Source organism: Noviherbaspirillum sedimenti (genome assembly GCF_003590835.1).
In the GTDB taxonomy this organism is placed as follows: domain Bacteria; phylum Pseudomonadota; class Gammaproteobacteria; order Burkholderiales; family Burkholderiaceae_D; genus Paucimonas; species Paucimonas sedimenti.
The window spans coordinates 3,877,157-3,898,611 of the sequence record NZ_QYUQ01000002.1; the positions used below are offsets into that span (position 1 = coordinate 3,877,157).

19 protein-coding genes and 1 pseudogene are annotated in these 21,455 nt (G+C 58.1%); 14 read left to right on the top strand and 6 right to left on the bottom strand.

Annotated features, from left to right (window positions below; translation table 11 throughout):
* Position 1 precedes the first annotated feature (1 nt).
* From D3878_RS17990 to D3878_RS18040, 12 genes and pseudogenes are all read left to right on the top strand, one after another.
* On the top strand, positions 2 to 1,513 hold the full coding sequence (locus D3878_RS17990) for a tripartite tricarboxylate transporter permease (protein WP_119787982.1): 1,512 nt from the start codon (positions 2 to 4) through the stop codon (positions 1,511 to 1,513).
* A 134-nt stretch (positions 1,514 to 1,647) separates the two neighbouring features.
* Complete coding sequence (locus D3878_RS17995) at positions 1,648 to 2,397, top strand: electron transfer flavoprotein subunit beta/FixA family protein (protein ID WP_119786744.1); 750 nt, start codon at positions 1,648 to 1,650, stop codon at positions 2,395 to 2,397.
* A gap of 30 nt (positions 2,398 to 2,427) precedes the next feature.
* Positions 2,428 to 2,589, top strand: coding sequence for a hypothetical protein (locus tag D3878_RS24135; RefSeq protein ID WP_199688203.1), 162 nt, complete (start codon positions 2,428 to 2,430; stop codon positions 2,587 to 2,589).
* A gap of 46 nt (positions 2,590 to 2,635) precedes the next feature.
* Positions 2,636 to 3,565, top strand: coding sequence for an electron transfer flavoprotein subunit alpha/FixB family protein (locus D3878_RS18000; protein ID WP_119786745.1), 930 nt, complete (start codon positions 2,636 to 2,638; stop codon positions 3,563 to 3,565).
* 60 nt (positions 3,566 to 3,625) lie between these two features.
* On the top strand, positions 3,626 to 3,877 hold the full coding sequence (locus D3878_RS18005) for a Clp protease/crotonase-like domain-containing protein (protein ID WP_119786746.1): 252 nt from the start codon (positions 3,626 to 3,628) through the stop codon (positions 3,875 to 3,877).
* Between the two features lie 87 nt (positions 3,878 to 3,964).
* A pseudogene (locus D3878_RS18010) lies at positions 3,965 to 4,135 on the top strand (4Fe-4S dicluster domain-containing protein); the annotation flags it as partial.
* A 276-nt stretch (positions 4,136 to 4,411) separates the two neighbouring features.
* Positions 4,412 to 5,848: an aldehyde dehydrogenase family protein gene (locus D3878_RS18015; protein ID WP_119787983.1), complete on the top strand. Its 1,437-nt coding sequence runs from the start codon at positions 4,412 to 4,414 to the stop codon at positions 5,846 to 5,848.
* Between the two features lie 74 nt (positions 5,849 to 5,922).
* The gene (locus tag D3878_RS18020; RefSeq protein ID WP_233556381.1) at positions 5,923 to 7,047 is read left to right on the top strand and encodes a zinc-binding dehydrogenase; all 1,125 of its coding nucleotides are present in this window, start codon (positions 5,923 to 5,925) and stop codon (positions 7,045 to 7,047) included.
* 82 nt (positions 7,048 to 7,129) lie between these two features.
* Positions 7,130 to 7,945 (top strand): SDR family NAD(P)-dependent oxidoreductase, encoded by an 816-nt coding sequence (locus D3878_RS18025; protein WP_119786748.1) that lies wholly within the window; start codon positions 7,130 to 7,132, stop codon positions 7,943 to 7,945.
* Between the two features lie 402 nt (positions 7,946 to 8,347).
* Complete coding sequence (locus D3878_RS18030; protein ID WP_119784976.1) at positions 8,348 to 9,601, top strand: site-specific integrase; 1,254 nt, start codon at positions 8,348 to 8,350, stop codon at positions 9,599 to 9,601.
* A complete protein-coding gene (locus tag D3878_RS18035) occupies positions 9,598 to 10,575 on the top strand; it encodes a tyrosine-type recombinase/integrase (protein ID WP_119784975.1) in 978 nt (325 codons plus the stop codon). The genes D3878_RS18030 and D3878_RS18035 overlap by 4 nt, the downstream gene beginning before the upstream one ends.
* Positions 10,568 to 11,596, top strand: coding sequence for a tyrosine-type recombinase/integrase (locus tag D3878_RS18040; RefSeq protein ID WP_119784974.1), 1,029 nt, complete (start codon positions 10,568 to 10,570; stop codon positions 11,594 to 11,596). Before D3878_RS18035 ends, D3878_RS18040 begins: the two co-directional genes overlap by 8 nt.
* Before the next feature lie 648 nt (positions 11,597 to 12,244).
* On the opposite strand, the gene D3878_RS18045 is transcribed toward D3878_RS18040, so the two are convergent.
* Positions 12,245 to 13,348: a porin gene (locus D3878_RS18045; RefSeq protein ID WP_119786749.1), complete on the bottom strand. Its 1,104-nt coding sequence runs from the start codon at positions 13,346 to 13,348 to the stop codon at positions 12,245 to 12,247.
* A 776-nt stretch (positions 13,349 to 14,124) separates the two neighbouring features.
* On the opposite strand from D3878_RS18045, the gene D3878_RS18050 reads away from it, so the two are divergent.
* Positions 14,125 to 15,090 (top strand): Bug family tripartite tricarboxylate transporter substrate binding protein, encoded by a 966-nt coding sequence (locus tag D3878_RS18050; RefSeq protein ID WP_158592310.1) that lies wholly within the window; start codon positions 14,125 to 14,127, stop codon positions 15,088 to 15,090.
* Between the two features lie 27 nt (positions 15,091 to 15,117).
* On the top strand, positions 15,118 to 16,173 hold the full coding sequence (locus tag D3878_RS18055) for an amidohydrolase family protein (RefSeq protein ID WP_119786751.1): 1,056 nt from the start codon (positions 15,118 to 15,120) through the stop codon (positions 16,171 to 16,173).
* Positions 16,174 to 16,282: 109 nt separating this feature from the next.
* Here D3878_RS18055 and D3878_RS18060 read toward each other — a convergent pair whose 3' ends face one another.
* The 5 genes from D3878_RS18060 to D3878_RS18080 all read right to left on the bottom strand — a co-directional run bounded on the left by D3878_RS18060 (position 16,283) and on the right by D3878_RS18080 (position 21,330).
* The gene (locus D3878_RS18060) at positions 16,283 to 17,746 is read right to left on the bottom strand and encodes an MmgE/PrpD family protein (RefSeq protein WP_119786752.1); all 1,464 of its coding nucleotides are present in this window, start codon (positions 17,744 to 17,746) and stop codon (positions 16,283 to 16,285) included.
* Positions 17,747 to 17,861: 115 nt separating this feature from the next.
* On the bottom strand, positions 17,862 to 18,893 hold the full coding sequence (locus tag D3878_RS18065) for a tripartite tricarboxylate transporter substrate binding protein (protein WP_119786753.1): 1,032 nt from the start codon (positions 18,891 to 18,893) through the stop codon (positions 17,862 to 17,864).
* A gap of 27 nt (positions 18,894 to 18,920) precedes the next feature.
* Positions 18,921 to 19,631 carry a 2,3-diphosphoglycerate-dependent phosphoglycerate mutase gene (gene gpmA / locus D3878_RS18070; RefSeq protein ID WP_119786754.1) on the bottom strand — a complete coding sequence of 237 codons (711 nt, stop codon included), beginning with the start codon at positions 19,629 to 19,631 and terminating at the stop codon, positions 18,921 to 18,923.
* 243 nt (positions 19,632 to 19,874) lie between these two features.
* Positions 19,875 to 20,852, bottom strand: coding sequence for an NAD(P)-dependent oxidoreductase (locus tag D3878_RS18075; protein ID WP_338016815.1), 978 nt, complete (start codon positions 20,850 to 20,852; stop codon positions 19,875 to 19,877).
* Between the two features lie 100 nt (positions 20,853 to 20,952).
* The gene (locus tag D3878_RS18080) at positions 20,953 to 21,330 is read right to left on the bottom strand and encodes a carboxymuconolactone decarboxylase family protein (protein ID WP_119786755.1); all 378 of its coding nucleotides are present in this window, start codon (positions 21,328 to 21,330) and stop codon (positions 20,953 to 20,955) included.
* Positions 21,331 to 21,455 lie beyond the last annotated feature (125 nt).

A 21,455-nucleotide genomic window follows, 5' to 3' on the forward strand; every position in this document is an offset into this window, starting at 1 on the left:
GATGGATCTGATCAACAATCTCGCGCTGGGCCTGGGCGTCGCCTTCACTGCCCAGAACCTGCTGTATGCTTTCGTCGGCTGCCTGCTTGGCACCGTTATCGGCGTGCTGCCGGGCCTGGGTCCGCTGGCCACCATCGCCATGCTGCTGCCGGTGACCTACTCGCTGCCACCGCTGGCTGCGCTCATCATGTTGGCGGGCATCTATTACGGTGCGCAGTACGGCGGTTCGACCACTGCCATCCTGGTCAACCTTCCTGGCGAGTCTTCCTCGGTGGTGACGGCGCTTGACGGCTATCAGATGGCGCGCAAGGGGCGAGCGGGTCCGGCACTGGCGGCCGCCGGCATCGGCAGCTTCATTGCCGGCACTGTCGGTACACTGGTGTTGGCAGCTTTTGCCGTGCCGCTGACTGCAGTTGCCTTCAAGTTCGGACCTGCCGAGTACTTCTCGCTCATGGTGCTGGGCTTGATCGGTGCGGTGGTGCTGTCTTCGGGATCGCTGCTCAAGGCAATTGCCATGATCGTCCTCGGCCTGCTCATCGGCACTATCGGCACCGATGTCAACTCGGGCATGGAGCGCTACAGCTTTGGCCTTCCCGATCTCTCGGACGGCATAGGCTTCCTGGTTATCGCGATGGGCATCTTCGGCTTCGGCGACATTATCAAGAATCTGTCGGACAAGGGGACAAAGCGCGAGCTCTTCACCAAGAAGGTCGAAAACCTGATGCCTACACGCAAAGACTTCAAGCTCATGCTGCCTGCGGTGCTGCGGGGCACGACGCTGGGATCGATGCTGGGCATTCTACCCGGAGGGGGCGCGCTGCTGTCGGCATTTGCCGCCTACTCGGTCGAGAAGAAGATCCGCCTGCAGCCTGGCGAGGTGCCCCTGGGTCAAGGGAATATCCGCGGGGTGGCAGGTCCCGAGTCGGCCAACAATGCCGGCGCGCAGACTTCCTTCATCCCGATGCTGACGCTTGGTATTCCGGCCAACGCAGTGATGGCGCTGATGGTGGGCGCGATGACCATTCACAATATTCAGCCTGGACCCCAGGTCATGACGAGCAATCCGGAGCTGTTCTGGGGCCTGATTGCTTCCATGTGGATTGGCAACTTGATGCTGGTGGTCTTGAACCTGCCGCTCGTCGGCATCTGGATCAAGCTGCTGACGGTGCCGTACCGCTGGCTGTTCCCGGCAATCGTGATGTTCTGCGCGATCGGCGTCTACTCGACCAACAACAACACCTTCGACATTTGGATGCTGGGCTTATTCGGGATCATCGGCTACGGCTTCGTCAAGCTCGGCTGCGAACCGGCGCCGCTGCTGCTCGGCCTGATTCTGGGACCGATGATGGAAGAGAACCTGCGCCGCGCTTTGCTGCTGTCGCGTGGCGAATGGAGCGTGATCATCACGCGGCCGTTGTCGGCGGTTCTGCTGGCTGCTGCACTTGTCATGCTGGTAGTGGTGCTTTTGCCTTCGGTTAAGAGGAAGCGTGAAGAAGCGTTCGTGGAAGATTGAATTGAAAAGTGCATGGCCAAGGCCATGGAGTAGTGCTGAATATGTAGTTTGAACCGGGTCTCACATCCCTTCTCCTTTGGGGTGCTTTAGCGGGCCGCCTCGGTGGTCCGCCTTTTTATTCGCAGGAGTGTCACATGAAAATTCTGGTACCAGTCAAGCGCGTGGTGGATTACAACGTCAAGGTGCGCGTCAAGTCCGATGGTTCGGGCGTCGAACTCGCCAACGTCAAGATGTCGATGAACCCTTTCGATGAAATCGCCGTCGAGGAAGCCATGCGCCTGAAAGAAGCCGGCAAGGCGACCGAAGTCATCGCCGTGTCCTGTGGCGTGACGCAGTGTCAGGAAACCTTGCGCACCGCCATGGCCATCGGCGCCGACCGCGCCATTCTGGTGGAAACCGATGCCGAATTGCAGCCGCTGGCGGTGGCGAAACTCCTGAAAGCCCTGGCCGACAAGGAACAGCCGCAACTGATCATCCTCGGCAAGCAAGCCATCGATGACGACAATAACCAGACTGGCCAGATGCTGGCAGCCCTGCTGGGCTGGGGGCAAGCCACCTTTGCTTCCAAGGTCGTGATCGAAGGCGACAAGGCACTGGTGACCCGCGAAGTCGATGGCGGCCTGGAAACCGTCTCCCTGGCGCTGCCGGCCATCGTCACCACCGACCTGCGCCTGAACGAGCCGCGCTACGTGACCCTGCCCAACATCATGAAGGCCAAGAAAAAGCCGCTCGATATCGTCAAGCCGGCCGATCTCAACGTCGATGTGGCGCCGCGCTTGAAGACCCTGAAAGTGGTCGAGCCGGCCAAGCGCTCGGCCGGCATCCTCGTGCCGGATGTGGCGACCCTCGTGGCCAAGCTGAAGAACGAAGCCAAAGTCATTTAGCCCTCTCCGAACTGCACAGGAACCATTGTCATGGAAAACATTCACCAGCCCACCAAAGAGCAAATCAGGGAGTGGCTTGCCAACCGGAGGAAAAGCCCGGCCCCGCTTCCCGATGCCAAACAGATTCGGCGCCAGCTGGGCTGGGAACAAAATGACCATGCATGCCAGCAACCCATTCAACAAGCAGCCTGAGCCGCCGCACCATCGCTGCCCAGACCGATCACTTCATCAGGAAATCATGACTGCACTCGTCATTGCCGAACACGACAACGCTACCCTCAAGGGCAGCACTGCCCATACCGTCACCGCTGCCGCCGCCTGCGGCGGTGACGTCCATGTCCTCATTGCCGGCCACAACTGCGGCGCGGCTGCCGCCGCTGCCGCCCAGCTGGCGGGTGTCGGTAAAGTTCTGGTGGCCGATGCCGCGCATTTTGCCGATGGCCTCGCCGAGAATGTCGCGGCCCAGGCGTTGGCGCTGGCCAAGGACTACTCGCACATCCTCGCCCCGGCCACCGCCTATGGCAAGAACATCGCCCCGCGCGTGGCCGCCAGACTGGATGTGGGCCAGATCTCCGAAATCACCAGGGTCGATGCGCCCGATACCTTCGAGCGCCCGATCTACGCCGGCAATGCGATTGCCACCGTGCAATCCATTGATCCGATCAAGGTGATCACCGTGCGCACCACCGGCTTCGATGCCGCTGGCGCCGGCGGTAGTGCCGCCGTTGAAGCCCTGCCTGTCGTTGCGGACTCCGGCAAATCGGCGTTCGTGTCGCGTGAAGTGGCAAAATCGGACCGCCCCGAACTGACTGCCGCCAAGGTGATCGTCTCGGGCGGCCGTGGCATGGGTTCGGGCGAGAATTTCAAGATCCTCGAACCCCTGGCCGACAAGCTCAATGCGGCCATGGGGGCCTCGCGCGCGGCGGTGGATGCGGGTTACGTGCCGAATGACTGGCAAGTGGGCCAGACCGGCAAGATCGTCGCGCCCCAGTTGTACATCGCGGTGGGTATTTCCGGCGCCATCCAGCATCTGGCCGGCATGAAGGATTCGAAGGTGATCGTGGCGATCAACAAGGATGCGGAAGCGCCGATCTTTGCGGTGGCCGATTACGGCATCGTTGGCGACCTGTTCGAAATCGTGCCTGAACTGGCTTCTCAGTTGAGCTGAGAAGTTAAACAAGAGGATTCTCGTGCTTTTATATATTGGTGGACATGCAAGGTTGGATCGATGAAAACCCAGGTCAGCATTGGCAAGAATGGACTTGTTGCACTGATTCAGATAAGTAATCTACCGGTTAACACTTCGGTTTCGGTAGTCAAGAAATGGATAGTTAGCCAAGCACAGGGGGTCAGTCTTGACCCTAACATCCAGATCGTTGTTATAGCTTATGCCGGCCGTACATTCATGACCGGAGGAGCAATCAAAGAATCCGATCTTGATAATTTGTTCGAGGCTATGCCGGAACTCTCCAGCAATTGAAGATCCGATTTGCACCGGGCATTTTTTAAAGAGCATGTGATGCAACGTGAAACCATGGAATTCGACATCGTCGTGGTCGGCGGCGGTCCGGCGGGCGTGTACGAGGTTGTCCGCGACGAATCAGGGCAAGCCCCGCGCCTGCAGATCAACGCGTAGAACTGCATTCACTGCAAGACCTGCGACATCAAGGATCCGCCGCAGAACATCGACTGGGTTGTGCCGCAGGGCTGCGAAGGGCCGATCTACCAGGGAATGTGAGCATGGCCAAGCTGCGGCGCCTGCCAGGCTCCACGCCAGGCAGGCGTCCGGTTGCGTGCGCACGCCCATCCGTTTCCACGGCATGGCTTCCTGGTCATGTCTGAAAAGCATCTTCGGAAAACAAGGACGCCGGCTCCTGAAAACAGGCATGGACGTTCTGCGAAGATACTTCATACACTGAATAAAAATTCAACTTACGGGCCTCAGGCCCGTTCCCATTCTGGAGGCGACATCATGAAGACGAGCAGTTTGAAAAGCGCAGTGACGGCCGTGCCCATGGCTCAGAAGGCTACTACCCAGGCGGAATCGATTCGCATGCAGATCGGCGGCAGCTGGCGCGACGGCGAGAGTCTGCAGGAAGTCCGCGACCCTTATCGTGGTAACGTTGTCGCCTATGCGCCGGTGTCGAGCAGCCAGGACTGCAACGACGCGCTGGACGCCGCGCAGAAAGCCAAGAAGGTCATGGCAGCCATGCCGGGTTACGAACGGGCTGCACTCCTGAATCGTGCGGCCGATGGCGTGAGCGCGCGTGCTGAGGAGATTGCCCGCGCCATGACACTGGAAACCGGCAAGGCGCTGCGTGACTCGCTGGCCGAAGCCCAGCGTTCGGCCGAAACGCTGCGCCTCTACGCCCAGGAAGCCGTTCGCATTCAGGGCGAGCATGTCCCGATGGATGCGAGCGCCATCAGCGCCGGCAAGATCGGGATGGTCATGCGCTTTCCGGTCGGCGTCGTCGCCGGCATCACCCCGTTCAATGGCCCGGTCAATCTGGCAGTCCACAAGCTGGGTCCGGCGATTGCCGCCGGCAACAGCGTCATCCTGAAGCCTTCACCCAAGGCCCCGCTTGCCTTCCACAAGTTCATCGAAGCGGTGATGGAAGCCGGCGTCCCCCCCGGCGCGGTCAACACGCTCTACGGCGAGGCGGTCGCACCGCAGCTTGTCAGCGATGCGCGCGTCGACTTCGTCAGCTTTACCGGCTCGGTTCCTGTGGGTAAGATCATTCGCAACTCGGTTGGCATGAAGCGCGTCGCTCTTGAGTTGGGTGGAGTGGGGCCGACGTTCGTTCATCATGATGCCGATTTTGCCACCGCCGCCAAGGCATGCGCGCGCAATGCCGTGGCGCTCGCCGGCCAGAGCTGCGTTTCCGTCCAAAATGTCTACGTGCACAAGCAGGTGTTCGACACCTTTGTCGATGCGGTTTGCCGCGAGATGGATCTGATCCGCTTCGGCGACCCCATGGATATGGCAACCGATGTTGGCACGCTGATCGATGAGCAGGCCGCGATACGTGTTGAGGGCATGATCAAGCGGGCTGTCGATGCGGGTGCGAAGGTGCTTCGTGGCGGCAAGCGCAACGGCGCTCATCTCGATGCGACGATCCTCACCAACGTCAAGGCTGACATGGAGGTGGTATGCAACGAGATCTTCGGTCCCGTCATGACGATTCAGCCCTACGAGGAGATCGAGCCGATCTTCCATGCGATCAGCGAAAGCCCCTATGGCCTGCAGTGCGGCATCTTCACCAATTCGCTCGATCTGGCACTGCATGCGATCAAAAACATACGCACCGGCGGCGTGATCGTCAACGGCACGTCGCGCTGGCGTTCCGATCAGATGCCGTATGGCGGGGTCAAGGACAGCGGCATGGGCCGTGAAGGTGCGAAATATTCAACCCTCGACATGACCGAGGAACGCTTCTTCGTCCTGAATTGAATCTCTGGCGCCAAGAGATGGCCCAAGATCAGCTTTGATATTAATGAATTTTTAAGAGGAAATATACAATGCGAATGACCGCAGCCGTCATGTATGAGCAGGGCCTGCCGGCGCCCTATGTCGAAAGTCAGCCTTTCAGGATCGAAGAAGTAGAACTCGACGGGCCGGGGGAGGGCGAAGTTCTGGTGGAAGTGCGTGCGGCCGGGCTGTGCCATTCGGATCTGTCGCAAGTGGCGGGGCAGAGAAAGCGCAAGCTTCCGGTGGTCGGGGGGCACGAGGGCGCCGGGATCGTGCGCGAGGTCGGTCGCGGTGTAACGCGGCTGAAGCCGGGCGACCACGTGGTGATGACGGCGGTTTCAGGCTGCGGTCATTGCCATCCCTGCGTCGAAAGCAGGCCGGTGCTTTGTGACACCTTCACTGCGGCGCGCTCGCAAGGACTGCTGTCCAACGGGCTGCGCAAGCTGAGCCGCAAAGGCAATCCGATCCATCACTACAGCGGCATCTCGTCCTTTGCCCAGTATGCGGTGACGGTTCCCGGCACACTGATCAAGATGGATCCTTCGATTCCCCTGGACGTTGCCGCGATGTTTGGCTGCGCGGTGGTGACGGGGGCAGGCAGCGTGTTCAATGCCGCAAAGGTTCGCCCCGGGCAGAATGTTGCCGTGTTCGGGCTGGGAGGCGTCGGACTCAATTCGGTGATGGCGGCGCGGATCTCGGGCGCCGCGGAAATCATCGGTATCGACATCAACGAAAGCAAGTTTGAGCTGGCGAGGGAGCTGGGTTGCACGCGTACGATTTCGGCGCTTGATCCGAACCTGGTGGAAATCGTCAAGGATCTGACAAAAGGCGGGGTTGACTTTTCCTTTGAAATTTCCGGCAGCAAGGCTGCCATGACGTCTGCGAACGCGATTACCCGCAAGGGCGGAGAAGTTGTTTGCGTTGGCCTCGGCGCGACTGGCGACCTTTATCAATATGCTCATGCGGCCCTTGTTGCAGAGGAGAAGGTGTTCCGTGGCACCTTCATGGGCAGCTGCGTGCCAGAACGTGACTTGCCCCGTTACCTGAAATATTTCCAGGAAGGGAAGATGCCGGTGGATCGTCTCAAGAGCGGCACCATGGGCTTTGATCAGTTGAATCACAACCTCGATCAGCTCGATCGTGGCGAAGTGGTGCGTCAGATTCTGCTGCCGCACGGTTGAGTACGGCGTTTTATCCGGCATTCAAGGCCGACATGGGTCGGCCTGACCAATCTAGAAAAAACGGAAACAAGGAGAAGCAATAATGCGTGATGATTCCAATTTGGCGGGGCGCGTGGCGGTCGTTACCGGCGGCGGCAGCGGCATTGGGCGCGCCATAGCCTTCGCTTTCGCCGAGGCTGGCAGTCGTGTCGTTGTTATTGATCGCAACGCCGAAGGCTGTGAAGCGACAGTTGCAGAAGTCCAGCGGCGTGGCGCCCAGGCTCTGGCAGTCACCTGTGACATATCCGACCCCGATAGCGTGCAAAAGGCAGCCCAGGCCAGCGAGGCGAACTTCGGCCCCTGCGATATCCTCGTTAACAATGCCGGGATTGTCGTTCCGGCTACCCTTGCAAACATTACGCTGGACGAATGGAACCGCGCTTTTTCGGTGAATCTCACCGGCGCACTATTGTGTTCCCAGGCCTTCGGTGCGCAAATGCGCAAGCGTCAACGCGGGGCAATAGTGCACATCTCGTCAATCACTGCAGATCATCCCATGCCATGGGGAGGTTGCTACAGCATAACCAAGGCTGGTGTTTGCATGTTGTCACGCCTGCTGGCCGTCGAATGGGCGCCCGATGGAATCCGGAGTAATGTTGTGAAGCCCGGAACGATCCGCACCGAATTGACCGAATCTTTTTACCAGGAACCTGGTCTTGAGAAGCGGCGCAGCGAGCTCATTCCGGCCGGTCGTATTGGCCGGCCGGAAGACATCGCGCAGGCCGCGCTGTTCCTGGCGAGCGACCGCGCGTCCTACATCACCGGTCAGGAGATTATGGTGGACGGCGGCTTCGAGCGCATGCTCATGAGCCTGGTGCCGCGCGGGGAGTTCAAGACCCAGCCTGGGACAGGTTCGTAAGAAAACGCTTCCCTCCGGCGCATTTTGGCATTCAACTTACTGAATGCCAAAATGCGCCGGAGGGAAGCTGGTTTGCTCAATTACCTCACCATATGTCCAGTCAACCCATCTCCACGACAGCAACAGTCGCAGTTTTTGGTTTTCTCAGGTTTCCTCCGGAACGACTGGCAGAAATCCTTCCGCATCTGCGTACCCTGGTCGAGACTACAAACCGAACTGACGGTTGCATTGCCTATGAGGCGGCTGTCGACCCCTATGCGCAGATCGCAACTATGCGCAGGTCGTCCTGGTAGAACTTTGCCGATTCAATCGTGGCGTGGCATTTGGCGAGGTCGATCAGCGTAGATCTGGACATAGTTTCCGGATCAGAGTGCAGTGGTGGCTCCACTTCAGGAGACCACCATGGGAAACACCCGATCATCTCGATTCACCCGTACCGACTGGCTCGCGACGGGACCTCTCGCGCCTCACGTTGACGCGTTTAAGCAGTACCTGACTGACTGCGGCTACGCTGCGACCACGTTTGCCAACTGCGTGCGCAGCGTTGCCCACTTTGCTCAATGGGTTCACGGTCGCCGTCTGCGCGTCCAACGCATCGACGAGACAGTCGTCGCCGAGTTTCTTGACGATCATCTTCCGCGATGCCACTGTACCGGCCCAGTTCACTGCGACCGACGCAATCTGAGCGCCGCGCTGGGCCATCTTCTGGTTGTTTTGCGCGCTCAGGGTGTGGTTGCTCCGCCAATGATGAGGACGACACCGGTGGATGAGGAACTGCTCTGCTACGAGGAGTACATGGACCATGTGCGCGGCCTGGCGCCCAAGACCCGCGACATCGCCTTGCGTATCGTGGGGCGGCTGCTGGCCTCTCGCTTTGGCGACGGCGCCATCGACATTGCAGCGATCAAGCCCGACCATGTTCGCCGCTTCTTCGCGCAACAAGCCAAGCTCTACCGCAAGCCGGCAAACGCCGGCACGGTGATCTCGGCACTGCGCGGGTACTTCCGCTATCGCGCATCGCTTGGCGACGCGGTGCACGGGTTGATCGGCGCGGTGTCCTACCCTGCCAACTGGCAGTTGGCATCGCTTCCCAAGACCCTCACTGCCGAGGAAGTCGAGCAGTTGGTCGGCTCGCTTGGCAGACCGGGCCGCTCCATGAGGCGCGCCGACGCCATCGTGCGCTGCGCCATGGATCTCGGGCTTCGAAGTGGTGAGATCGCCCGTATCAGCCTCGATGACATCGACTGGCGCGCCGGCACGATCACACTACGTCACACCAAGGGTCGTCGCGAAGATGTGCTGCCACTGCCGGCGACCACCGGCGAGGCGATCGCGGCTTACCTGAAACACGAACGCCCCAAGACGCGCAATCGTGCCGTCTTCGTGCGCCATGTGGCACCGCGCGATCAGCCCATCGGCCCCGACCTCGTGCGCAAGACGATCCGCCAGGCCTTCGCGCGCACCGGGCTGCCCTACACGCGCTCGCATTTGCTGCGCCACACGATGGCCAACCGGCTGCTGGCAGGCGGCTCTTCCCTCAAAGAGGTGGCCGACGTATTGCGCCACCGATCGCTGAACACCACGCTAATCTACGCCAAGCTCGATAGCCGCAAGCTTGTCGATGTGGCGCTGCCGTGGCCGGGGAGCGCAGCATGAGCGCGACCACATCCCTGCAAGCGCGCGTCGAGCGCTATCTGGCCGAGCGTCGCCGCTTGGGCTTCTCCGTGCGCACCCCGGGCTATGCCTTGCGCAGCTTCGCGCGCCATATCCAGGACGCCGGTCACTGCGGGCCACTGACCGTGGAAGTCATGGCCGACTGGGCGCGGTGCGACAGCCACGGCAGCAGTGACCCGCGCACCTGGGCGCGCCGGCTGAAGAACCTACGTTCGTTCACGCGCTGGCTGCAGCAGTTCGAGCCGCGAACCGAGGTCCCAGACGACGCGATCTTCGGCCGCCTGCCCGAGCGGCAGGCACCGCACATCTATAACGAGCATGAGATCATCGATCTGCTGGCCGCCGCGCGACGGCTCGGGCCGACGCCAGGGCTGCGCGGTGTCATCTTTGAAACGCTGTTCGGTCTGATCGCCTGCACTGGGCTGCGGATCTCCGAGGCGCTGTCGCTGCACAACGAAGACGTCGATCTCCAGCGCGAGATGCTCTCCATTCATCAGACCAAGTTCGGCAAGTCGCGCCAGGTGCCCATGCACCCAAGCACCGTGGAAGCGCTGCGGCGCTATCGCTGCATGCGCGACCTGGCCGGTGAGTCCGCGCAGGGCGATGCACCATTCTTCATAGGCACGCGAGGTCGGAGGCGGGGACTGCCACTGGGCGACCGCCAGGTGCATCGCGTATTCGCCGAACTTCGCCAGCAGTTGGGCTGGCGCAACCGTGGGACTCACCACGCCCCGCGCATCCACGATCTGCGGCACACATTCGTAGTGCGCCGCATTGTGCTGTGGCAGGCGCAGGGGGTAGACATCGATCAGGCGATGTTGTCGCTATCGACTTACGTCGGACATGCGATGGTGACCAATACCTATTGGTACCTCTCAGCGGTGCCGGAGTTAATGGCATTGGCTGCCGGACGCTTTGAGTCATTCATGCCTCGGTCGGAGGTTTCAGATGCGTAAATCCACCGCATTCAAGGCCATTGCACCGAAGCCGCCGTCGTTCCCCTCCCTGGTCCAGCAGTTCTTCACCGAGTATCTGGTCGCGCAGCGCGCGGTCAGTCCGCGCACGGTAGCCTGCTACCGAGATGCATTGATGCTGTTCCTGGACTTCGCCAGTCACAAGCTGGGCAAGGCGCCGACGGCCATGAAATTGGACGACATTCAACCCGATCTGATCATGGCGTTCTTGGACCATTTGGAGCACGAGCGACACAACGCGATTCGCAGTCGCAATCTGAGGCTCACCGCATTACGCGCGTTCCTGAAGTTCGCCGGCCGGCGCGACGTGGACTCACTACACGTTGTCGAGCGAACACTGGCCGTCCCGATGAAGCGCTTCGAGCGGCCAATGCTGGGCTTTCTCACGCGTGAGGAAATGATTGCGGTGCTAGGGCAACCCGGGTCGAGTTGGTCTTCGCAGCGTGACCATCTGCTGTTGGCCATGCTCTACAACACCGGCGCGCGGGTTTCGGAGATCATCGGCGTGCGTGTCATCGACGTTGTGCTTGAAGGCGCCGCCTGCGTCCATCTACAGGGCAAAGGGCGCAAGCAGCGATCAGTGCCCCTGTGGAAGACTACACTCCTTGAGATCCGGGCTTGGCTACGTCTTAATCCGACGTTGCGTGGCGAGGCAGCATTGCTGCCCAACCGAGACGGGCGTGCGATGTCAAGATCCAACGTCGCGCAGCGTCTGGACCTTGCCGTCGCCCGCGCGTCAACTCAAGAGCCCAGCATCCTCAAGAAGCGGGTCTCGCCGCACACGCTGCGACACACCACGGCGATGCATCTGCTGCAGTCCGGCGTGCCGTTCAATGTGATCGCACTGTGGCTCGGGCACGAGAGTGCAACTACGACCCACCGCTACGTCGAGGCCGATCTCTCCATGAAGGAAAAAGCGCTCGCCCGGCTGGCGCCGCCCGATACCAGCATGCGTCGGTTCCGGGCGCCGGACTCGCTCATGCGATTCTTGCAGACGCTGTAACTATGCGTAGAAAGCTCCGGACCCCAACGCCCACCGCAACAGGGGCCGGCGCCATCATTCGCATGTCACCTGCGCATAGTTGCGATCTGCGCATAGGGGTCGCTATGTAAACCTCTACATAGCGACCCGTTTGATCCAGGCGTTATCCGCTTCTCGGAGTTATGGCCCGATCAGGGAACATTCTCTCAACATATGCTTGCGCCACATGTTGCGCCTTGGCGCGCTGCGGTACAACGCTGTGGCGTCCTTGAGCGAAAATTTGATGTCTTTGACGTCACGCACTGCCGGGTGGCTTGATCCTTGCCATTCGGTTTGATCCTGATTGTTGTATCGGTCCGCTCCAGCGGATGCCAGGCCGGATGGGGTAAAACCGACTGAGCCGACAGGCGCTGGCCAGGTTGATTTGTGCGAACGGCAATGGCGTCAGTTGATGCCACTCGTGCCAATCAATCATGCGTATGCGGAGTACAGGCGTGCTTGCTTTGAAAACAGCGGCGCGAACACTACGCTTCAGGTTGCGAGCCTGGAGGCATGGCCGGCATGATGAGCCTCTCGTGGAAGAGTGCTCATCAAATGAGCTCACCTTTAGGGATCGCATTCCTGCCGCGTAGCGTTCTTCATGGTAAACGGATTTGGATAAAGTCGAATTTAGAAAAAGAGGTTAACGCCGAATTGGATTAGCCTTTTTTCCCGGATATATTCCTTCAGATCGCCAGTCGCGACAGAAATGCTTGAATAAAAACTCAAGTCCTTATCCACATCATAATTGGCACTCAACGCCACTTTACCCAAAGTCAGTTTATTGCCCGCATTGGCATATTTTGTATGAACGTAGTTGACAGCGGTAGTCAGCGCGCCCCCCATGGGTACAGCGACACCGGCTGTATAAGCATCAATTTTATTCACTACAAACGTGGTCGGACCGGCAACCCGAAGATTCGAGAATGCACCTACATTACCCGGGCTCGTAGTCAAGTCCCTTGCCCGTTGCAGACCGCCGGTGATCTTGAAATCTGAAAAATTATAGGCTGCTGCCAGAGAGGTGACCTTGTTCGTGGCATCGCGGGTCACGCGATCCTTGTTCCATTCGTGGGCAATGGATGCTCTCAGGGGGCCCTCGACATAATTGAGACGAACGCCCTGGTACTGGTCATTGACACGTTCTCCGGGCGCTCCAAGGAGGACAAAATTGAATCCGCCAAACTTTGGCGAAAGGTACTGCACGAGGTTGTCCAAACGACCCGGGTTGACCCATTGCGGCAAGGTGCCGGCTGCAGTAGTGACCGAAGAACCCGGATCGCCCGCCATGCCGGGGAGGGGCTGTGCAAGGCTTTTCAACTCATTGGATGGATTGTATTGACGGCCTGCCCGGATCTCGCCAAATTGCGCCGATGCCAGCGACAGATAGACCTGCCGGCCAAAAAGCCTGCCGCCTTGCAAAGAGCTGCCTGTATCTACGGCGTAGCCGGCTTCCATAAGGCCTGTTGCCTTCAGGCCCCCACGAAGTTCCTTGGTTAACTTGAAGCCGAGCCGCGATCCATAGTTGCCGTTGACAGTGCCATCAGTGAGACTCCAGGATGAACCGCCTCCGATAACGTCGCCGGGCTTGTAATTGCTCATATTGAGGTTGAGTGCGCCGTATATTTGCAAGTTGGCACCTGCAGGCATTTGCACATTGGTTTGCGCATGTGCGGAGCCGGCCAGAGTAAAGCCCAGGCAAGCAATGGCGGCACATTTTTCTTTGTAATTCATACTATATCTCCTCCGTTAAAGTGAAACAAAAAATGAAAAGGCAGATGCCGATTCGGAACTAATGTTTGGCATTTCTTATTCTTCAACTCTTAACTGCCCCTGTTTTGCACAGCACGCCAATCTGGTTTTTCGGAACTTTGCATACATCGCTTTTCCGGTCATGAGTGGCTTGCCGTGACGTTGTTCACCTTGCATTGGCGCTGCTGCGTCTGGCGTGCAGCGTCTTTTATCTTTGCTTTTTTTGATTTGCAACTTTCATCTAGCCCATGTGATATGTCTATTTGCTTTTTCAGGAGTCGGCGTCTTTGTTTTCGGAACGCGGCTTGTTGACAAGGGTTTTGGCGCTGGTGGAGTTGTTCGATCAGACGTAGCCATGATGTGGACATCCCCTCAATGTCGATCATGGAGGTACAGATAGCCGCGGCAGCAGCCACGTCGTGGAACCGTCTGCGGAAAACAAGAATGCGACCTGTCGAAAATAGGCATGGACGTCTTGCAGATGTGCTTTCTACACTTAATAAAAAATTAATTCACGGGCATCAGGCCCAGACACAAGCAGGAGACAGCGTGAACACGAGGAAAGCAGCGGCATGGACCGCGAAGGTGTGAAATATTCAACTCTCGGCAGGACCGAGGAACGAATCTTTGTCCTGAGCTGAATGGGCAAGTCAAACACAACACAATAACGAGTATTTATCACTGGGAGACAATGAATGGCCATTTTGAACATACTCCGCCGCAGGTTCACTAAAGTCGCACCTAAGGCATCCGCTTGCTTGACCCTGATCGCCGCCGCAGCCACATTGGGCTCGGCATGCATAAGCACCAGCGCAAACGCGCAGGAGGCCTGGCCTGCCCGGCCGATCCGCCTGATCGCACCGTTTGCCGCTGGTGCAGACGATGCCAAGGCGCGTGCGCTGGCCGCCAAACTCAGCGCGCGGCTCGGCCAACCCGTGATCGTCGAGAACAAGGGCGGTGCTGGCGGGGCTATCGCCACCGATGCTGTAGCCAAGGCTTCGCCGGATGGGTATACGCTCCTGTTTGCAGGCACGGGTTACACGACTAACCCAGCCTCTGGCGTCAAGCTGCCGTACGATCCGCTAAAGGATCTGCAGCCAATAGGACAGATCGGTGCTGCGCCCCTGATTTACGTCGGGCCGAGCGACTCGAAAATCAAGACAATACGCGACCTGATCGATCTGGCGCGCGCCGAGCCCGGCAAGGTCAATTTCGGCTCGAGCGGCGTGGGCAGCATGAGCCACCTGGGCATCGAGTTACTGGCTGCCAAGGCGAACGTAAAGCTCCAGCACATTCCTTACAAGGGCGTGACCCCGGCGCTGGTCGACATGGCTGGTGGCGGCTCCCTGCAACTGGTGCTGACCACAGTGGCTTCTTCCATGCCGCTCATTAAGGCTGGCAAGCTGCGCCCCCTTGCTGTGACTGGCCCGGAGCGATCAGCGCTTCTCGACGGCGTGCCTGCTGCCGCAGAGGCTGGCCTGCCGGGGTTCCAGATCGACTATTGGTGGGGGCTGATGGGGCCGGCGGGAATGCCCCCGGCTGTGGTCAAGCGACTGAATGAAGAACTGAACTGGGCCCTTGCGCAGCCCGACATCCGCGAGTTGCTGGCCCGTGAAGCCGGCGTGCCAAAGCCCGGTACTCCGGAAAGCCTGGGGAAGCTGATCTCGCTCGACCTCGAGCGCTGGACGCGGTTGATCAAGGATGCGAACATCAAGGTGCAGTAAATTGCAGGCGATATGGAGAGAAAAATCATGAGTAAGGTACCCCCCTACGGCAAGGTCAAGGAAGGTCGAGAAGAAGAAATTCTGGATCCTGAAATCGCCATCCTGGACTCGCATCATCACTTGTTCGATCGCCCGCATCTCCGCTACATGCAGGAAGATTACCAGGACGACGTGAATGCCGGACATAAGATCATTGGTACCGTGTACATCGAAACGCAGGCCTTTGCGCGGGTTGATGGTCCCGAGGAGCTGCGTCCGGTTGGTGAAGTGGAATTTGCCAACGGTCTGGCAAACAAGATGACGAGTGGTGTTTATGGTCCTTGCCGGGTGGCTGCCGCCATCGTCGGGTATGCTGACATGACCACCGGTGACCGGGTCGCGGCAACGCTTGATGCATCCATCGCTGCCGCTCCGCAGCGCTTCCGCGGCATTCGGCAGATCGCAATTGCCCATCCCGACGAAAATGCGCTGCGTTTTCTTACGCATCGTCCACCGCCGGATTTGCTCAAGAGTCCTGCCTTTCGTGCGGCCTATCGGCATCTCGCACCGCGCGGCCTCTCGTTCGATGCCACAGTGCTGCACCACCAATTGCCGGAACTGGCGCAACTTGCGGACGATTTCCCGGACACGCTTATCGTGCTGAACCATGCCGGCCTGGCGATGGCGATGGATAGCGGCCCTCAGGCTCGGGAGGAGGGCTTCCAGTTATGGCGCAGGAACATGAAAGAGCTTGCCCGCCGTCCGAACGTGGTGTGCAAGGTTGGCGGATTCGGTACGAGCTATTGGGGATTCGGATTCAATGAGCGGACCGATCCCATCGGTTTCCGTGAGCTTTCCGCAGCTTGGAGGCCCTACGTCGAGACGGCGATCGAGGCGTTCGGCGCCAACCGCTGCATGATGGAGAGTAACTATCCCAACGATGGACGCTCATGCGGCTTCGTTCCGCTTTGGAACGCCATGAAATACATCGTCCAGAGCTACTCCGCGGAAGAAAAAACTGCTCTATTCCGTGGCACGGCAGAAAAGTTCTACCGGGTCGATTTAAGTCTTGCTGAAACAGTCCACGAGAAGACGCGAGCGTAGAGCCCGTTCGCACGGATTTCGGGAAGAGTCCGTCATTCAGCAGGAGAATGACGGACATGAAGGCTATTGCCCCTCTCTATGGCCCGGATCGATTCTTGATCAACGTATTTCAATTCACGGGTACTTGTACGGTCGAGTCCCGGGTAATAGCAGCGGTAGTGCCGACCATTCTCATCATCGTACCCACATTGGCGATGCTCTCAAGATTCATCACAGAGTGGATTATTCCCTCAATGTTTTCAGGTGAAATCACACCATTGGCATTGGATCGAAACTTTTGGATGATTTCGTCGGTGGTCATCATACTGCCCGGTTCCGGCGACGGACTTCCCTTCGGATAGCGGCTCTCGGCCACGAAGGTCTTGCCACGCGCCCGCAATTCGATCCTGCCGGGGCGACTGGCTCCGTTGTTGGTAAGTAACTGGACGTAATCAGGGTGGACCTCCGTGGTTATTTTGGCCATCAGATCTCTCACCGTACGACTAAACACGAGTTCGGGATCCTGCCAGGCCTTTCCTGGTGGAATTCGGTGCGCAGCAACTGCGAGTCCATGTGACATACTGAACTGTGCATCGATTACATGTTCTATTTCGCGAAGCAGCCAAGCGGGTTCTTCGGCGATACCTTCCACCCAAGCCTTGATGCTGTCGATTTCGTTCGGCTGAATGTCATTGTCTTCCACGATTTGTATCAGGCAATCAAACAGAGCGTGCATCAGACGGCAATGCGGGTACGGCTTGTAGCTCTGTTCTGCAGGGAATAGCCATTCATTGCCGAGTCCCTTGGTAATGCGTTCTGGTTCCCAGCGGTTCGTCCCTATAAAACGGGGAAAGCCGAACTCTCGGTCGTCTAGAATTTGGACATCGCCACGGTGACCGAGCTCGGCCATATATGCTGCGGTAAGTGCTGATTGGGCAAGTGCGCCAGCCAAAAGGTACTTGATCGTGGTGCTCGGCGCGTGTCGACCCCACGCACGGTGCGAGTTAACCGGGGCAATACTGCCTGCGATACCAAGCGCATGACCACGTACTTCAATCGGCAAATCCTTAAGCATCACGATTGCCGCGGTCGCCCCAAAAATGGTGCTGCTATAGCCGAATACTTTCGGCGTCGCTGTTTTTCCGTCTTTCACATCGCGTACATAGTCCATAGCTTTACCGAAACGAAAGGACATTTCGTGGGATACAGCAATCGCAGATATCAGTTCTCTGCCCGAAGCACCTACGGCTTCCGCCACTGCGAGTGCACCCGGCAGTACGTAGGGAGTTACATGCCCTGGCGGGAGGATCGCGTCCATGTCGAGAGAGTTGATGAGCTCGCCGTTCGCGAATGCGGCACCAAGCACTGAAACACGGTCGCCAGTGCCGATAATAGTCGCCATGCAGTTGGCAGATCCCGAGATCCGTCCGTACTCGATACCAGCGCGACCCTTGGGCGTGTCGAGCGCTGCGAGCGCGCAGCCGATGGAATCCAACAAGATACGCTTACATTCGTTCACCACAGATTTGGGTAACCGGTCGTATGTAGATTGGGTGGTGAAGTCGGCCAAATGCTTAACAATAGTAGACGGCATGGATAACACTCCTTTTTGGTTTGCGCTCAAGTTGGCATGGAAGTGAAAGCGGTTGCCGCCACCTCTTGCCGATACAACGCCTATGCAACAGGGAAGTCTGACGACTCTGACCTACTTATTCGGACGCGATATTCGCTTGTTTGATCAACTGCTGCCAAGCCCCAACCTCAGAATTGATCAAATTACCGAAGTCTTCTGGTGAGCTCGTTCGAGGGGCCGTGCCGTCACGCGCAAGCAACTCGATAGCATCGGCGGACCCAAGCACAGTGTTTAGCTCCGTATTGAGCCGCTTCAGCACCTGTGCTGGCAATCCAGCCGGGCCAGTCAATCCGTACCATGCATAAAACTGAAACCCCGGAACTCCAGCCTCCGACACCGTTGGCACTTGCGGTGCAAGCGGCGACCGTTGCGCACTTGTAATGGCTAGCGCCCGAATACGTCCTGAACGTAAATGTGGCAGAGCAGTTGGAAGGGAGACCAATGACATCTGTAAATTTCCGCCTAGCAGATCGGCAAATGCAGGTGCGATGCCTGAATACGGAACGTGCGTAAGTTTGATCTTGGTTGCCGACGCGATTAGTTCAACTCCGAGATGGTTCAGAGAACCAATGCCGCCTGAGCCATAGTTGATGCTTTGCGGCTTTGCCTGAGCAAGATCGATCAATTCACGCAGGTTGGCAGCCTTAAGCTCATTCGAAATGACAACCATGAACGGCGCCCCCCCTATTTGCCCGATAGGCTGTAGATCCTTTACTGGATCGTATGGAGGCTTCTTATTGCTAAAGCTGATTAAAGGGGCGGTGACCAAGGTGGTACCCGCCAATAACAAGGTATAGCCATCAGGGCGCTGGCGGGCTACGTACGATGTAGCAAGGATTCCGTTCGCACCAGGTTTATTTTCGACAATAACCGGTTGGCCAAGCCTTTCGGTAAGCTTGTTTGCGACGAATCGCGCTATGACATCGGTACTGCCACCGGCAGCGTATGGAACAACAATTTTGATGGGCCTGTCAGGCCACGTAACCTGGGCGCGCAAAGGCCCTGGCAATAGGGCCGCCGCTGCAATAACTATGCTACTAGCGAGCACTTCTCTTCGAGTTAATAGATTTTGGAACGGCATCTTGTCTCCTTTATCGTGAAATTTCATTGAGTTCTTTACCGCTCACTTTGTCGGTTATGTTTCTTGCTCTGTGGCGAAATCCAGCACGTAACGGCGCAGAACGCGCAATTCTTCATCCAGCTCATGCACGATCGGAATGCCGTTGGGAATATCGAGGCCCGCTATTGATTGGTCCGATATGTCGCCAAGACACTTAATCAATGCGCGGATGCTGTTTCCATGCGCATTGATTATCACGCGCTTACCGGAGCGGATTGCGGGTGCGATCGATTCGTGCCATAACGGCAAAACCCGATTAACCGTATCTTTCAAGCACTCGGTTAAAGGAATCTGAGACTGGTCGAGGGCCGCATAGCGCGGGTCATCATAGAAAGTGCGGGCATCTGCCCGATCTAAAGGCGGTGGCGGAATATCAAACGAGCGATGCCATACCCGCGCCTGTTCGGCACCATAGCGCTCCGCAGTGTCCGCTTTATTCAAACTGGTCAGTGCACCGTAATGCCGCTCGTTCAACCGCCAGTGCGGAGCGATTGGCACCCACATCAAATCCATCGCTTCGAAGATCAACCACTGGGACCGGATCGCCCGTTTCAATACTGAGGTAAAGGCGAGATCGAAGTCGAAGCCGGCCTTTTTCAATGCTTCTCCCGCGACACGAGCCTGCGCCATACCCTTTTTCGTGAGATCGATATCGACCCATCCGGTAAAGCGATTTTCCTGATTCCATGTCGATTCGCCGTGGCGGATCAATACCAGCGTATGCATTTTTTCTCCAGAGAAGATCCAAGCAGCGATGAGTAAAGATTACGGCGCAATAACGCCTCGCGCACAGAAGGGTAATCACTTGTTCAAAATGTCGCCTCTTGAACAGCACATTAAGCATTTGGCAATGGCGGTCAAATCGTCAGATTCTGACTGAAGGCATTATTTGCACCAATGCCCACGTTACTACGTTGTCTTATTGCCCGTCATTCAACTGGAGAATGACGGACATGAAGGCCAGCAGCTTCAGGCACGCGCCAGCGTCTTCTTTACGTCTTCTGCCGAACACTGGATCGTCACCCCGGCGCGCTCGTTCTGCAGCTGCATCGGCGAGCGTGAATCGCGGCTGCCCCAGTCGCGCGCGAGTGCTTCAGTAAAGTCTTCGTTGGTAACTTGCGCATACTTCATTGGCACGCCGAGCTCCTTTCCCAGATCCAGGCTGAGCATGAGATCCTTGTGCGCCAGGCGCAGGGCAAAATTGGGCGGATCGTATTTGTTCTGAAGGTACTGGTCGCCGATGCGATCGAAGGTGCGTGCGCGGCCGATTGCGCCCTGGCGGACCGCATGCCAGAGCTCGAGCGGTTCGACGCCGGCCTTGACGCCCAGGCTGATGACCTCAGCGATTACCATGCGAATGGTGAGGCTGGCGCAGTTATGCACGATCTTCGCAACGCCGCCGGCGCCAACCGGCCCCACGTAAATCACCTGGTCCCCGATGGCGTCGAGGAGCTTCTTCTGCGCATCGAATGTGTTGCGGTCACCGCCGACGTAAATCGCCAGCTTGCCCGAGTTTGCGCCGGCCGGGCCGCCGCTGACGGGGGCGTCGAGCAGCGCAATGCCTTTTTCCGCGCATTGCTCATGAACGCTGCGCACGACGGTAGGGGAATTGGTCGTCAGGTCGAACCACACGCTGCCCGGTTTCATCGATTCCAGCAGTCCGCCTTTGCCCAAGCCCACCTCTTGCATTTCCTTCGGGCCGGGAACCGATGTAAAGACCACGTCGGCCACGCTTCCGAGCTCGCCAATAGAGGCCGCCCATGTCGCGCCGGCCGCGAGCAGTGGCTGCGCGCTCTCCTTGCGGACGTCATAAACGACGAGATCGTAACCCGCCTTGCGCAGGTTGAGGGCCATTCCCAAACCCATGGTGCCAAGACCAATGAAGCCTACTTTCATGCCTGTCTCCTTCTGTTGATAATTAACGTTCATGATGCTTTCATTTCCCATTCATTTGCACGGCATGGCAGCACTGAGCTGTGCAAAATGCAGGGAATGCTGTTGCGTTGAAGATGTCGGGGCGAGCCTGCAAAGGCATCGCCCCGGCAGTTCAGTCGATGAGCTTGCGTCCTTGCAGCACTTCCTCGGCAACCCGAAATGCATCAGTTGCCGCCGGCAGGCCGCAATACACGGCTGTATGCAAGAGAATTTCGCGTAGTTCTTCGACCGTGCAGCCGTTATTGAGCGCGCCCTCCAGGTGGTTGCGCATTTGGTTGGGGCGGTTGAGCGCCGTCAGCATGACGATGTTGAGGATGCTGCGCAGCTTGCGATCGATGCCCTTGCGTGCCCACACTTTTCCGAAGCACACCTCTTCGGAATACTCGTGAATCACCGAGTTGAAAGAATTGCGCTTCTTTTCCTTACTCTGCACGTAATCGGCACCCATAAGCTCGCTCATGATTTGCCGCCCGATCTCTTTGGTACTCATTGCTGTCTCCTTTTTAAGATTCGTAAAGTTCAACTAGGGTTTGCTGCTGGTATTCGTTGATTAACCACTAAGGTATGGGCAGCCCAGTCGAGATGTCCATGTCGTTTTTCAGGAGCTCGTTTCTT